23 protein-coding genes are annotated in these 13,102 nt (G+C 71.4%); all 23 read right to left on the bottom strand.

The features are described from left to right. Positions 1-3: 3 nt before the first annotated feature. The 23 genes from AC069T_RS17000 to AC069T_RS16890 all read right to left on the bottom strand — a co-directional run bounded on the left by AC069T_RS17000 (position 4) and on the right by AC069T_RS16890 (position 12,831). Positions 4-990: a phage tail tube protein gene (locus AC069T_RS17000; protein WP_478783512.1), complete on the bottom strand. Its 987-nt coding sequence runs from the start codon at positions 988-990 to the stop codon at positions 4-6. Between the two features lie 2 nt (positions 991-992). Next, positions 993-1,283, bottom strand: coding sequence for a hypothetical protein (locus AC069T_RS16995; protein ID WP_478783511.1), 291 nt, complete (start codon positions 1,281-1,283; stop codon positions 993-995). A 26-nt stretch (positions 1,284-1,309) separates the two neighbouring features. Then, entirely contained in the window at positions 1,310-1,783 is a 474-nt protein-coding gene (locus AC069T_RS16990; RefSeq protein WP_478783510.1) for a hypothetical protein, read from the bottom strand. Then, positions 1,783-2,331, bottom strand: a complete 549-nt coding sequence (locus AC069T_RS16985) for a head-tail connector protein (protein ID WP_478783509.1) — start codon at positions 2,329-2,331, stop codon at positions 1,783-1,785. The genes AC069T_RS16990 and AC069T_RS16985 overlap by 1 nt, the downstream gene beginning before the upstream one ends. Positions 2,332-2,343: 12 nt before the next feature. Next, entirely contained in the window at positions 2,344-2,577 is a 234-nt protein-coding gene (locus AC069T_RS16980) for a hypothetical protein (protein WP_478783508.1), read from the bottom strand. Next, entirely contained in the window at positions 2,577-2,969 is a 393-nt protein-coding gene (locus tag AC069T_RS16975) for a hypothetical protein (protein ID WP_478783507.1), read from the bottom strand. The genes AC069T_RS16980 and AC069T_RS16975 overlap by 1 nt, the downstream gene beginning before the upstream one ends. Before the next feature lie 41 nt (positions 2,970-3,010). Next, entirely contained in the window at positions 3,011-4,258 is a 1,248-nt protein-coding gene (locus tag AC069T_RS16970; protein WP_478783506.1) for a phage major capsid protein, read from the bottom strand. Between the two features lie 65 nt (positions 4,259-4,323). Continuing rightward, positions 4,324-5,073, bottom strand: a complete 750-nt coding sequence (locus AC069T_RS16965; protein WP_478783505.1) for an HK97 family phage prohead protease — start codon at positions 5,071-5,073, stop codon at positions 4,324-4,326. Beyond that, positions 5,057-6,391 carry a phage portal protein gene (locus AC069T_RS16960; RefSeq protein WP_478783504.1) on the bottom strand — a complete coding sequence of 445 codons (1,335 nt, stop codon included), beginning with the start codon at positions 6,389-6,391 and terminating at the stop codon, positions 5,057-5,059. Before AC069T_RS16960 ends, AC069T_RS16965 begins: the two co-directional genes overlap by 17 nt. Then, on the bottom strand, positions 6,388-6,576 hold the full coding sequence (locus AC069T_RS16955) for a hypothetical protein (RefSeq protein ID WP_478783503.1): 189 nt from the start codon (positions 6,574-6,576) through the stop codon (positions 6,388-6,390). The genes AC069T_RS16960 and AC069T_RS16955 overlap by 4 nt, the downstream gene beginning before the upstream one ends. Beyond that, on the bottom strand, positions 6,570-8,093 hold the full coding sequence (locus AC069T_RS16950) for a terminase (RefSeq protein WP_478783502.1): 1,524 nt from the start codon (positions 8,091-8,093) through the stop codon (positions 6,570-6,572). The genes AC069T_RS16955 and AC069T_RS16950 overlap by 7 nt, the downstream gene beginning before the upstream one ends. Next, positions 8,029-8,304: a hypothetical protein gene (locus tag AC069T_RS16945; protein ID WP_478783501.1), complete on the bottom strand. Its 276-nt coding sequence runs from the start codon at positions 8,302-8,304 to the stop codon at positions 8,029-8,031. The genes AC069T_RS16950 and AC069T_RS16945 overlap by 65 nt, the downstream gene beginning before the upstream one ends. 293 nt (positions 8,305-8,597) lie before the next feature. Further along, positions 8,598-9,035: an AAA family ATPase gene (locus tag AC069T_RS16940; protein WP_478783500.1), complete on the bottom strand. Its 438-nt coding sequence runs from the start codon at positions 9,033-9,035 to the stop codon at positions 8,598-8,600. Between the two features lie 6 nt (positions 9,036-9,041). Next, a complete protein-coding gene (locus AC069T_RS16935) occupies positions 9,042-9,401 on the bottom strand; it encodes a hypothetical protein (protein ID WP_478783499.1) in 360 nt (119 codons plus the stop codon). 4 nt (positions 9,402-9,405) lie between these two features. Next, complete coding sequence (locus AC069T_RS16930) at positions 9,406-9,618, bottom strand: hypothetical protein (RefSeq protein ID WP_478783498.1); 213 nt, start codon at positions 9,616-9,618, stop codon at positions 9,406-9,408. After that, complete coding sequence (locus AC069T_RS16925) at positions 9,608-9,808, bottom strand: hypothetical protein (RefSeq protein ID WP_478783497.1); 201 nt, start codon at positions 9,806-9,808, stop codon at positions 9,608-9,610. The genes AC069T_RS16930 and AC069T_RS16925 overlap by 11 nt, the downstream gene beginning before the upstream one ends. Continuing rightward, positions 9,802-10,086, bottom strand: coding sequence for an HNH endonuclease (locus AC069T_RS16920; RefSeq protein ID WP_478783496.1), 285 nt, complete (start codon positions 10,084-10,086; stop codon positions 9,802-9,804). Before AC069T_RS16920 ends, AC069T_RS16925 begins: the two co-directional genes overlap by 7 nt. 19 nt (positions 10,087-10,105) lie before the next feature. After that, positions 10,106-10,462, bottom strand: coding sequence for a hypothetical protein (locus AC069T_RS16915; RefSeq protein ID WP_478783495.1), 357 nt, complete (start codon positions 10,460-10,462; stop codon positions 10,106-10,108). A gap of 128 nt (positions 10,463-10,590) precedes the next feature. Continuing rightward, positions 10,591-10,764, bottom strand: a complete 174-nt coding sequence (locus tag AC069T_RS16910) for a hypothetical protein (RefSeq protein WP_478783494.1) — start codon at positions 10,762-10,764, stop codon at positions 10,591-10,593. Then, positions 10,761-11,006: a MerR family transcriptional regulator gene (locus tag AC069T_RS16905; protein ID WP_478783493.1), complete on the bottom strand. Its 246-nt coding sequence runs from the start codon at positions 11,004-11,006 to the stop codon at positions 10,761-10,763. Before AC069T_RS16905 ends, AC069T_RS16910 begins: the two co-directional genes overlap by 4 nt. A 239-nt stretch (positions 11,007-11,245) precedes the next feature. Continuing rightward, positions 11,246-12,022, bottom strand: a complete 777-nt coding sequence (locus AC069T_RS16900) for a hypothetical protein (RefSeq protein WP_478783492.1) — start codon at positions 12,020-12,022, stop codon at positions 11,246-11,248. Continuing rightward, entirely contained in the window at positions 12,019-12,411 is a 393-nt protein-coding gene (locus AC069T_RS16895) for a hypothetical protein (RefSeq protein ID WP_478783491.1), read from the bottom strand. Before AC069T_RS16895 ends, AC069T_RS16900 begins: the two co-directional genes overlap by 4 nt. 117 nt (positions 12,412-12,528) lie before the next feature. Then, complete coding sequence (locus AC069T_RS16890) at positions 12,529-12,831, bottom strand: hypothetical protein (protein ID WP_478783490.1); 303 nt, start codon at positions 12,829-12,831, stop codon at positions 12,529-12,531. Positions 12,832-13,102 lie beyond the last annotated feature (271 nt).

Here is a 13,102-nt window from a genome sequence, read left to right as displayed (position 1 = left end):
CACTCACAGCGTGACGTCGGTCGAGATGTATTCGATCTTCGGCTGGTTGGTGCCGTCGTACAGGCCCACGAAGTTGAAGCTGGGCTTCACGACCCCGAACCCGTCGACGGCCGGCGGGCCCTCGTCCAGCCGGACCGCGGGCAGGGTGAGCCGCCAGGTCTCGTAGAAGGTGGCCGCGATGAGGGGACCCTGGAACTCCCACACCAGGCTGGTCACGCCGTCGGTGGTGTGCAGGTCGTCCAGCGTCGTCGCGACGTAGTCCGACTCAAGGCTGCCGCTGATCTTGACCTGGTCGTTGCTGATGGGCTCTTTTTTCAGGGCCGCTGCGTTGGCGTAGAAACGTTCGGTGTCTTGGGGCCTCTCGATTTTGGCGGACACCTTGCGGATGCCGTCGAGCGCGGTCTCCGTGCCGTAGCTGCCCGTCTTGAGGGCCATCTGCCCGAAGTGGAAGGGCGACATGTTCGCGTAGCTCGCGGCCGCCAGCACCGACGTCTCCTCGACGTCGCGGCCGTCCACCTCGAAGCTGCCGCTGAGCATTTCGCCGACACCGCACGAGAACTCACCGGACGTGATCTTGCAGCCCAGGAAGTTCTTCCTGGTCACGGTGCCGCTCGTGAGGGGCACGCCCTTCTGGATCGTCAGGCTCTTGCCCGCGGTGTCCGCAAGGGTGTGGGTCTGCAGGTACGCCGGTCCGGCGCCCTGCTGGACCGGCGTGACGGTGGTCCCCATCAGGGCCTGGAGCAGCAGGCCCATCGATTTGTTGGTGATCTCCATGTCGACCGAGCCCGCGACTTCCTTGCGGGTAAGGACGCGCCGTGAGGACAGGGGCAGCAGGCGCCCGGCCGCGATGCCGGCGCTCTGGGCGGTGGTCTTCTTGAGGGCCAGGCTCTCCTTGGTGAACTCCACAAACTTCGTGGGGGCCACGTAGGTGCCGTACGTCGTTTCGGGCGCGATGCCGAGCTGTGCGCCGAGACCGGATCCGATCGCCATGCTCAGGCCTCCTTCTGCGTCTTGGCCGTGCCCCTACGGGCAGCCTGCTGCGCGGGCGGCAGCTGGGCCGTCTCCTGCACGCGGTCCGGCGCCGCGACGGCCCCGGGGTCCGGCTCGCTTTCGGGGGCCTCGAAGTGGGGCGGCTCTTCGACCGGCTCCCAGTTCGCGGTCTGGCAGGCGTAGCCCCAGTACCGCTCGTCGGGGACCTCGACGATCTCGTCGGGCTCGACGGTCCGGTCCCCGAGCTCGGGGACGGTGACCGGCTCCGGGCCGATCCAGCGCACACGCGCCATGGCTGTACTCCTTGGTGGTGGGTGGGTCAGATGCGGGCGCGGCAGGCGACCGTGAAGGCCAGGCCGGCCAGGACCCCGTCGGAGCCCGGCTCCTGGAAGAGAGCGCCGGTGGTCAGCTCGGACCACAGCACCGTGCCGCCGAGAGTCGGCGCCTCCGGCGCGGCGTCGGTGGCGCGCAGGGCCGCCTCGACGGCCGCAACGATCTCGAAGGCCCGGGCCCGCCGGAACGACATGTCCTTGTCGCCGCCGCGGGACTCGGCGTAGCAGGCGATCCGGAACATCTCGTCCCGGCGGCGGGCGCCAGCGCTGGCGAACTCCTGCTGCAGCTCCACCGCTTGCTCTACGCCGGGCGCCCACCCCAGGTAGAGGCGGTCGCGCTCCGTGAGATTGGTGGATGTCGGTGGCCCGTCGATGATGCGGACGTCGCTCAGCGCCGGGACCGCGCGGCAGATCGCCACCAGCGCGTCGAGGGCCGCGGGCACGCGGGATGTGGTTGCCATCAGCCGATCCCCGGTCCTCGCTTGTAGGGCTCCAGGAGCTGCAGCACCCGGTTGGGCACGGCGTAGCCGAAGCCGGGAACCGGTTCGGTGACTGCGTAGTCGTCGGCCGGGCCGGCGCCGCGGGCCGCGCCGTTCTGCGTGCGCCACAGGTGCTGAAGCAGGATCAGCGCGGCGAGCTTGACGGTGGCCGGGACGCTGCCCCGCCCGGCCGTGTATGTGATCGTCCAGGGCCCGCCGTACAGCGCGCTGCCGTTCAGCAGGCGCACCACCCCGGAGCCGCTGTCGACGTGCAGCAGGTCGGGCGTGTACGCCTGTCCGCCGGTCAGGGCGGGCGCCATCGACGTGATGGCCACGACGGGGGTCTGGTTGAGGCAGACGACGCCGCCGTGCGCGTCGGCCTGCTCGGTGAACGTCTGGTCCTCGACGGGCCCGATGTAGCTCTCGATGACCGGGGTGAGCGCGTCGATGTACAGCTGCAGCTCGACGTCGTGCGTACCGGAGTCGATGTCGAGCTGGGCCTTGGCCTCGGCCAACGTCAGCAGCGCCACGGCGCCACCTCCCTACGGCTTGGACGCAGCCCTGCGGCGCGCGGGCGGGGTGGCCTTGCGAGGGCGGGCGGCCGTCTCCGCAACGGGTCCGGCCTCCGGGGTCTGGATCGGGTGATCGCGGACCAGTTCGGCGCGGACGCCGTCGGCCCACACGGCCGCCTCGGAGCCGGGCAGGTCGATGACCTGCCCGGTCTCCCAGACGAAGTCCGCACCCGCGACGCTGGTCAGCATGCGGATGCGGGCCATCAGTCACCCAGGCCCTGGTGCAGCTGGTTGACCTCGCGCTCGGCCTTGGCCTCGGCCGCCCTGACGGCCGCGTCCTGCGCGTCCTTGAGGGCCTGGACCTCGGCGTCCGGTTCGCTGGACCCGGTGCCGTCCTCGGCCGGGCCGGCGCTGACGCCGCGGGCGGCGACGTCCACGGCGGACGCCGCCTGCACGGCGAGCTGCTCCTTGTTCGCGGCGAGGGTGGTCTCCCTGTCGCCGATGAACTCCGGGTTGAGCTGGTCCATCGAGCCGTCGGCGCGGCGTGAGGCCATGACGATGCGGTCGTGGTCGCCGTGTTCGGCCGCGGCCGGGCTCGGCTTGTCCTGCAGAACCCCGCCGTCGGCCGGGGTCTCCTTCTTCGGGCTGGTCGCCATGAGGGCGTCCCTCTCTGTGAGTTGGCCGGGGGCCGGGCGGATCAGGTCGCGGAGTTGCGGTACGCCTTGTAGGCGCTGAAGTCCTGCGGGGTGCCGTCGGTGCGGGCGAACGCGAGGAACCCGACCTGCAGGAAGTCGGCGTACCGCTCGGCAAGCCGCAGCATCTGCACGTCCTGGACGTCGCGGATGAGGTAGCCCGCGAAGAAGTCGCCGAACAGGATCGACTTCGCGTTGGCCGCCATCGCGGGCATGTCGGTGTTGATCGTGTACTTGTAGCCGAGCAGCCCGTCCGGGACGCCGACCTGAACGGACGGCTCCCACAGCGGGCGCTGCTGGGCGTCCTTCAGCTTGCGTGCCGCGGCCAGCGTGCCGTCGGCCAGCATGAACTGGGCGCGGCCGGAGTTGCGGTACGCGGGGTCGACGGAGTGGATGAGGTCGATCAGGTCGTCGTAGGTGACCGACGTGGTCTGGCCCGTGGTGCCGGTCTTGCCGATGACGGCGTTGGTCTGCACGCCCTCCGGCTGGGCGGTGCCCGTGCCGGTGGTGAAGTGGGCGTTCTGCGCGCGGCCGATGCGTCGGCCGAGGACTCCCGCGAGCCAGGACTCCAGGTTGAACGCGGAGTCGTTGAGCAGCTGCAGGGACACCCGGACCAGCTTGGACGTGTACATGTACGCGCCGACGTCGTTGGTGCCCAGCGTGACGTCCTGCTCGGTGACCTGGCTGTTCTCTGCCAGGATCGCGCCGACGTTCGCGGTGTCGTCGTTCGTCGGCCACGGCAGCGTCGCCCCGGTCTCGGTCGTGATGACCTCGGCCACGTCGCGCATCGAGCTGTAGAACTTCATCGTCTCGATGAGCTGGGCGCGGAACGGGGCGGGCACGGTGTATCCGCCGGCCGCGCCGGTGGCCACGCCTGCGGCGCGCAGCTCCTTGCCGTCGACCCAGCCGGAGCGCAGCGTCGTGCGCTCCTCGCTGGTCAGCTCGGTGGTGCCCTCGCGCATCCACGAGCGCCAGGCGGTGGCGTAGGCGTCGGCCTTGTCCGGGCCGCCGTGCCGCTCGGCCTCCTCGTCCTTGACGGCGTCGACGACCTGGTTGTAGTCGACGGAGGCGAGGCGGGCGTGCCGCTCCTCGCGCTCGATGTCGGCGCCCAGGCGCTCGACGTCGGCGAGGGCCGCGTCCCACGCGGAGCGGTCCTCGGCGGACATGTCCGCCTCGGTGGCGCGGTTCTGGAATTCCTGCGCCTTGTTCCAGGCGGTGGCCCGCTGATCCAGCAGGGTCTGCAGGGTGGGCATGTGTGCCTCCAGCACAAGAAGCCCCGGCGCCGTGCTGGCGGGGGCTGGGGGATGGGTGAGAGCTGCTACAGCGCCAGGCCGTAGCGGGCGGCGAGGCCCTTCATGCGCATCGCCTGACGGCCCCCAGTGGTCTCTCCCGGCTGGGTTGCGTCGCTGCCCCGAGTGGCCTCGGCCGGCTCGGGGCGGAAGTCGAGAAGTTCAGGCCGCAGCGCGGCCCGGCGGTCGAACGCCTCAGCATCGCCGCGCGCGGCCAGAGCCACGCCGACAGACCGCAGTGCGGCGTCGGTTCCCTCGTAGGCCGGGAACGTCACGGCGGACACCTCGTACAGCTGCACCTCACGGAGGATCCGCAGCTCAGCTTCCATGTCGCCCTCGGACGTCTGCACCGTGACCGTCGTCCACTCGTCCTTGACCGTGCGGAACCCGAAGCTCATCCCGGTGATGTTCTTGTTCTCCAGGTTCACGACCAGGTCGCCGACGTAGGACAGGCGGGTGTCGAGGTCCGAGTCGACGGCCAGGCCGACTTGATCCTGCACCAGGCGCAGCGATCCGGCCGAGACGCGGGAGACGACGAGGCGGGTGTCGTGGTCGACGAGGTACCGGGAGTCCCCCTCCGTCAGCGTCTTGGTGAAGGCACCCGGCGCGATCTCCTCGTAGAACCCCCAGGTCAGGGGGTTGCCAATCGCGGTGCGCTGGTTGAAGACGGCGGCGTGGCCGGTGAAGCTGCGCACGCCCTGGTCGCCGTCGGCCGCGCGCAGCTGCACGCCGGCCGTCGTGAGAGCGAGGTCGCGGCGCTCCTCATTCCTGCTGGTCATCGTCGCCGCCTTCCTGGGCAGGCTCGGGGGTGAGCAGTCGGTGCGCGGCCGCCAGGTGAGCGGCGGCGCGCGCGGCACGGTCGTCCGGCTCGGCGCCGTCCGCCGGCGCCTTGGGGGCGGTCGGGTCGGATCCCAGCGGCGCCATGTACAACGGCTGCAGGCGCATGCCGCCCTCGCGGCCGCCGATCGGCGTGAGGTCCTCGAGGTCGCGGATATCGTCGGCGGAGAAAGCGCCGGTGTCCCGCATCGCGCGGTAGAACGTCGCCCGGGCCGCGGAGTCGCCGCGCAGCAGACCGCCCAGCTGGTACTTGGCGTACTGCGAGGCGGGCAGCAGCTCCTTCCTGACGCGCTGCTCGGTCGGCGCGAGCCACGTCGGCGCCAGGTCCCAGGTGACGAACCCCTGCGCCTGCTGCTCCAAGCCCGTGCCCCACGACGTGGACTTGCTGGTCTCCATCAGCAGGAACAGCGGCACGCCGAACATCCTGGCCACCTCGACGACCTGGAACTGCCGCGACTCCAGGAACTGGCTGTCCTTGTAGGGCATCGTCACCGGGCTGAACGATGCGCCGGAGTCGAGGATGGCGACGTCGTGCGCGGCCTGGTGGCCGCCGTACTTCGCCGCCCAGCGGGCCTTCAGCCGCGCGGCGTCCTCGGGCTCCAGGCGCTGCTCGGTCTGCAGCACACCGGAGATCATGTTCCCGGACCCGTACAGCCGGGCCGCGGACTTCTCCGCCGCCAGCCCCAGACCGATGCCCTCCGCGGCCGCGCGGATCGGCGAGCAGCCGGTGATCCCGTCGTACCCCAGGGCGGGCAAGTGCAGGATCTCCCGGGACGTCATGCGCTGACGCACGCCCTGGTCGTCCCGGACCCAGAAGACTTTGCCGCCCGGGTTGTCCGCGGTCGGCTTCTCGCGGTCGACCTTGACCCGGTCGGGACGGATCGGCCACAACTGCACGACGTCCCCACCGCCGTTGCGCAGCTTCTGCAGGTAGGCATTGCCCCACAGCAGGCGGTGCACGTACACCAGGCGCCACAGTTCGAACGGCGTCAGCTCCGGGTGCGGGTCATCAAGGAGCTTGACCGTGACCCGGTCCTTGGTGCCGGTCGTGTAGGTGTGCAGGGGCAGGGCCGCCGACACGTTCGCGATGACGGCGACCGAGCGCCACACGGCGGGCATGTGCAGGGCGGTGGTCTCGGTGACCTGCACGCCGGACTCCGAGGCCCGGCCGCCGGCCATCAGGTCGATGAGCGACGTAGATGTCAGGGGCACCGCGGGGTTCTCGACGGAGCGCTTCTCGAAGAGACCGAACAGGCTCACGACCGTGCCCCCTTCCGCCGTGTCGACTTCAGCCGGGCCATGGACGCCTCAGCACCCAGGACACCCGTGGCGCCGCCCAGGATCATCGCGGCCGGCGGGTAGACCAGCCACACGCCGACCAGCGCAGCCAACAGGCACAGCACTTCGAGCAGCAGCCAGGCGGCGTACTGCAGGTTCCTCACCACAGGTTCGGCGCCCTCTCTGGTTCGTCGACCTCGGCGCCCAGCCCCCACTTGGCCAGCGTCACCGCCATAAGCGGGCTGATGTCCACGCCGACGCCGCGCCGGGCCCACGCCCACGCCTCGCCCAGCGGGCGCTTCTGTGCGCCCGCCAGGGCCGCGGCGAGCGGCGCCTGGTCGAGGTGGGAGAACGTCTGCTCGGTCACCGCGTCGTACAGCTGGCCGCAGGCCTGGGCGATCTCGCGGACCTTGGGCTGTACGACAGTGATGCCGAGCCGCTCCTCCAGGTCGGCGATGAGCGACCCGGCCGGGCCGCCGCCGTCGATGACCCAGCAGCGCGGCTTCCACTTCTTGTGCAGCTGCTCGGCCCGCTCCAGGACCCAGCCGCTGCCGGGCCGGTGGTCGACGACCTCACCGTGCGTGCCGCCCCGCCAGGGGCCCGCGACGCCGATCGCCGCGTGCGACCGCTCGGGGGTCATGTCGATCGCGAAGGAGACCGGGTCGCCCGGCGTGGACTCGGCGGCCGCCAGGGCCCGCCACGCGTCCTCGCCGATGACCTGCCACGTGTCGGTGCCGTCTGCCGGGTACTCGCCCACACCGAGCCGCTCGCGGGCGTAGCCGGACGCGGACAGCGTGGCCCGCTCCTTGGCGACCTTGTCCAGCGTCAGCCGGTAGCCGATGGCCGGGTTGGACTTCAGGACCGCCTCGTCGGAGTTGACGTCGTCGTGCTCGGTGCAGTCCTGCGGGCACTCGGCGGCGTGCGGGTCGACGGACCACTCGAAGTAGCTCAGCGACGGGTCAGGCTCGCCGACCTCGAGCGCGGCGAGCGCGCGGCGCCGGAGCCTGCCCAGCTGGACGGACGGGGAGCCGATGCCGGCGGAGCCGAGGTACCAGATCTGCGGGTCCGGGACGGCGGCCATGGTCGGCAGCAGGGCGTCCATCTCGTTGTCGCCGAGGATCATGTCCTCGTCCATGATGTTGCAGTGGCCGGTGAAGCCGCGGCCGGAGCCCTTCGAGCGGGCGATGAAGCGCAGCAGCTGCCCGCCGTGCAGCTCGATGCCTTCCTCGCCCACGGTCTGCCGGTACGTCTTCACGCGTTTGTGCAGGTCAGGGGTGCTGCGGATCAGACGCTCGATCCGCTTGAACGCGGCCTTGGCCGTCTTGAACTCATGCGCGCTGTGGAGGATCAGTTCCTCGCCGCCGATGAACAGGCCCCACAGTTCGCGGGCCTCGATGATCCCGCCCTTGCCGTTCTGGCGGGGAACGCAGACGACGCACTCGAACGACGCCCAGGAGCCGTCCGGCTTCTCGCCCATGCCGACGCGCAGGACGTGCTGCTGCCACGGGTCGAGGTGCAGACCGGCGCGGGCCGCCAGGTCGATGGCTTCCTGGCCCGCGGTCGAGGCGGCCGGGGGCGCGGTCTGGATCGGCGGCGTCTGCCAGCCGTAGATGCGGCCGTCACTCACCGGCGGCTGCGCGGGCGGCGTCGGCCCGGCGCTTCGCTCGTTGCTCAGCAATGTCATCGACCGTGTCCCCCTTCTCCCCGACGGGCGCGAGCTTGCGGAGGTCGGCCATGATCGAGCGCAGCTTGTCGGCGACGACGGCCTGGGCGGTCGGGGCGTCCGAGTCGTCGATGGCCCGGGCGAGCGCGCGGGCGACCGCGGCCATGCCGGGCGAGGTGGAGTCGGCGTCGAGGTCGTCGAGCTCGTAGCCGATCTTTTCGGCGACGCTCATGATCACCCCCGGTCGTCACTCACGGTCACGGGCGGGCGGCCACTAAATCGTTGGCGTCGAGGCCAGCGGAATAGGCGCGCTCGCTAAATCGCTAGCGCTCGCTTCGCCGGAATAGGGCTTTGGATTTGGCCGCGCAAAAAATCGGGCGAGAAGGGCGTTTGGGTCGCCCGGTCCGGCGCTGAAGTTTTGATCCACTCTCTCCGCCGCGCCGCCGATCGCGTTCGTCGTCGAGCGCTCGGCCGGGCGCCGGCCACGGGCCCCGGGGCGGCCGGTTCACCGGGTGTGACCGGTGGTCACCACCTGCGGGACGCCTGCGGCATGGCCTCGCGCGGGAGGCTGCGCCGGGCGTTGTACCAGCGGGTGGCGACGCGCTCCATGTCCTTCGAACGCATCGCTTGAATGCGCTGCATGACGATCTCTTGGCCTGGGTCGACGACGACGATGCGCGCGCTGAGCCGCTTGTACTTGGCCATGGCCTTGGCACTGGGCTGCGTATGGATCACGTACACGTCGAGGCGGTCCAGGTGCTGGAGCGCCTCGTCCATGGCGGCGTACCGGGCGCGGTGGGCGACGCGCAGGTGGAGCGCGTCCTGGTTCCACTGCGGTGCGCCGGGCCCGGTGAGCGCGGAGGTGATGCGGTCCAGGTCGATGACCACGTCGCGCGCGGTGGCGTGCGCGTCGATCCAGCTGCTCTTGCCCGCGGCCGGCGGGCCGGTCACGACGTACAACACGGTGCGTCACCCCCGGGCGAGCCTGGCCACCTCAGCCATCGGGATGGTGACCGTCTCAGGCGTCAGCTCGATGGGGTCGCCGAACACGGTGTCCTCGCCGCGGACGGCGATGCCGTCGACGGTCAGGGCGCGGATCGGGTTGTGGATGGTCTCGACCTCTACGACGGTCACGCGCTGGTCCAGGGCCGGCAGGACGTACTGGCGGACGAGCTGGATGAGCGGGAACTCGACCTCGTTGTGGTCGATGCCGTTGGCGTCGCAGTAGTCGAGCCAGGCCTCGGGGTCGTCGCCGTCGTTGAACCCGAACTTCGAGAGCAGGCCGTCGGTGTGGAGCGTGAGGCTGGGCTCGGGGGTCATGCTCGGCATGGTCTCACCACCTCCGCGACCGCTGGCACCAGGCGTGCCCGCAGTCGATCAGGTCGGGGTCGCTGTACGTGTCGGTGAAGCTCGCCGGGGACGGGCTGGGCTTCATGCCGAGGTCCCGCTCCAGGCGGCTGGTGACAGCGTGTGAGGCGCGGTCGTGGGTGGGGCAGCGGCGGGCGACGCGGTGCAGCAGGGCGCGGAGCACCTGCTCACCCGACATCGCGCCCGCGGCTGTGCTCCTCGCGTAGAAGCCGTCGCAGCTCCGCCTCGATGCCCTTGGACGTGGTGCCGGGGTAGACGTGCACGATGACCCCGGCGCTTGCGCGGTAGCGCGTCAGCCGATGGCTGCGCACGAGGTGGCGCAGCGCTCGGCGAGCATTGGGGTAGGGGCGGAAGGGCACGGTCACCATCTCCTTGAGGCTCGTTGAGGCGCCGTCTTGGGCTGCCTGGTGGTGCGGTTGCCCCTGCTGCTGTTGCACCGTCGGTGCGCGCTGCGGGCGTTGGCGGGGTCGAGGAGGTCGCCACCGAGGCTGAGGGGCACGACGTGGTCGAGGGTGAAGGCGAGCGGGTGTCGGCGGCCGTCGACGTTGGGCGGGATGTTGTGGCCGCAGATCCAGCAGGGGTGGCCGAGGCGCTTCACGGCGGCGACGAGGCGGCGGTAGGGGCGCCCGTTGCGGATGCCGGCCACGGGCGCCACCTCCCCTTCGCTACGGCTGAGCGGCCTTGGATGCTTCGTCGATGGCGTCCTGGAGGGCGTCACGGCCGTCCTGGTTGGACTGTTCGATGCCATCCATGTAGGCGTCGAGGTAATCGCCCTCGCTGAGGGAGGCGCACTCGTCCGGGACGGGCTCGGACGGGACTTCACCGTTGTCGTCGGCGGGGATCTCAGCGACGGCGTCGATGCACGCCTGGCGGGACCCTGCCTCGTCGACGGTCGGGGTGGTGCTGGCTCTGGCTGATGCGGTCTTGCTGGGCTTGCCGTCGTCACTGCCGCTGCTGCAGCCGACGAGGGCGGCGAGAGCGAGCAGGACGGCGGCGGTGGCGGTGGCGGTACGGGCGTGCATGGTCCCCCCAAGGACGTGGTGATGCTGAAGGGGCATCATGCGTCGCTCGGGGGGCGCTGGGGAGCCGTGTGGCCGTCTCGTGACCCGCGGGAGTAAAGCCGGTGCGGCGGTAGGGGCGCGGCGTGGTGTCACCGCGGGCTGTGGACGGGGACCAGGACGTAGCGGGCTTGGATCTCGCCTGGATGGTTGACCTGGGCTTTGCAGCCTGGGCAGTACGCCTCGTTGGTGCCGTGGACGAGGTGGCCGCAGTGGTGCAGCCAGGCGCGTTGCAGGTTGGTCCTGGGGCTCGCGTGCGCTGTCACTGCGGGCTGTGGGCGGGGACCAGGCGCAGGGCGCGGTCGCGGGTGGCCTGCTCGGCGCGGGCGATGTCGGGGAGCGCGTAGAGGGGTCGGCCGTTGCGGTCGAGGCCTGCGGCGGCGAGGTGGCCTCGCTGGCGCCACTTGCAGACGGCGGACAGAGAGACGGCGGCTGCGTCGGCGCTGAGTGCGCGGCGCCAGCGTGTGGCGAGCTGGGCGGCTTGGGTGCCGGTGTAGAGGTCGGCCACGGTGCGCCTCCTGCTCGGGACGTGCCGCAGCCCCGGGCGGCTGCCCGGGGCTGCGGTGTGTGGGTTGTGTGAAGTTGGGCGCACGTGTGGTGCTGACGTCATGTTGACGCTCTGGCCTGCGGTTTGTCCAGTACATACGCGAACAGGCGTGCGAACGGCCCGCCACTTCGGGAAGTGGCGGGCCGTGTAAAGCGGCCGTGGGGGGCCTCGTGCATCAGTGTGGCACGCCCGTACGACGGTCAGGGGTCGTTCGTGCGGGTCTCCTGATGCTGGTGGGCGGCGAGGAGCACGGCGGTGCGGTAGAGGGCGGGCAGGGTGCGGCGGGCGTGCTCGTCGTATTCGGCGGGGGTCAGCAGGGCCCCGCACACGGTGCACTCGATGTAGGGCTGCCAGTCCTCCTCGACGAGGCCGAAGGCGGCGCAGGACGGGCAGGGGGCGTCCTTGGGCCGGCGGCGGGGCTCGGTGTGGGTGATGGCGCGGACGCGGCGGACCATGTGGTCGAGCTCGGTGTGCAGGTCGTTGATCCACGGGGCGGTGAGCGCCCAGGGGAGGTAGGCGGTGAGCCAGGCCGGCCAGGTTCCGCCAGGGCGCAGCCAGGGCGTGGCGCGGGGGCCGGTGCCTTCGGTGGTGCCGGGCTCGGGCCGGTCGGCGCGCAGGCGGATGTGGTCGGCGATGGCGCGGGCCCAGCCGTGCAGGAGAGCATCGAGGGGCAGGGTGGCGTCCTGGTCGGCGCGGGCGTCGCCGTAGGGGTCGGACAGGGTGCTGCTGGCTCCGGGGCCGAGCAGGGTGAGGATGTCGCCGCGTACGGGCAGGGGCGAGTGGGCGCGGCCGCCGTGGATGCTGCCCTGGGAGGGGCCGGTGCTGCCGGGTGCGAGGAGGGCCTGCAGCAGGGGGCGCTGCAGGTCGAGTTCGCGTAGCCAGCTGCGGATGCTGCGCTGGCAGCGGTCGCAGACGTGCCGTCGCCGCTCGTCGGGGCGCAGCGCGGCGCCGCACCGGAGGATGGCGCAGGTGCTCACTGGCCGGTGTCCTTCCTGCAGGTGTGCTCGCGGCCGCCGGTACGGGACGCGGCTTCGCAGCACTGGCGGCCCTGCTCGCTGGCCTCTTGAAGCTGGTGCAGGACTTCGTGGTAGGCGGCGTGCGCCTGCACGCCGAACTCAGTGACGGCGTCGTCGCCTTCGTAGTGGGCGACGGTGGCCATGAGGGCGCCGGCGAGCTGGGCGGCGACGCAGCGCGGCAGGAGGACGGGCAGGTCCTTGTCCTTGCGGGGGGAGCCGGCTCCCCAGTAGCCGAGGAAGCTGAGGGCCAGCGAGGGGTCGCCGTGCATGCAGGGGAGTTCGGGTTCGTGTCCGACGCCGGCGTTGGTGGCGAAGAACGGGATGCCTTCGCTGATGCGTTCAAGACGCATGATCGTTTTCTCCGGGTGGTGGATGGCGGGCACTGCTACTGACGGGTAGTGCTGGTTCTCGCGCGCACGCGCGCCTGCGATTACGCGCGCGGTAACCGCAGGCGCGCGCGCGAGGGGTCAGGGGCGGGTGAGGTGGCCGGTGTGGCGTAGGCAGGCGCCGATGTGGGCGGCGACGGCGGTGGCGTTGAACTCCTGCAGGGGGTCGGTGGTGATCCACCAGTCCATGAGGGCGTCCGCGATGACGTCCTGGGCGCTGTCCAGGGGCCTAGGTCTCATCTGCCGTACGGCGGCGCGGGTTGCGGTGAGGACAAGGCCGAGGGTGGCCAGAGCGGTGAGGACGGCGAGCGGGAGGGCTGTGAGCAGGGCAACGGTCGGTATGCAGGGGTGGTCGGGGCAGAACGTTCCGGGCGGGCAGGTCATCGGGCGTCCTCGGTGGGGTGGTTGCGGGCGGGCAGGGCGTTGATGGATTGGCAGGCGCGGAGGTCTGCTCGCCGGCGGCGGTGTGCGGTGTAGCGGTTGCGGAGACGGTTGCCGGTGCGGGCGATGTGGCCGGTGAGGTAGTAGGCGCCGGCGCCGAGGACGAGGGCCGTGGCGAGGATGAGCAGGACGGTGGGGGGGGGGGGGGGGGGGGGGGGGAGGGAAGGGGGGATGGGGCGCTGTTCGGTACTCGTGCCCCTCCCCCTCTGTACCA

Source organism: Streptomyces sp. NPDC043867 (assembly GCF_056435845.1).
This window is presented reverse-complemented; position numbering and strand designations above follow the sequence as displayed.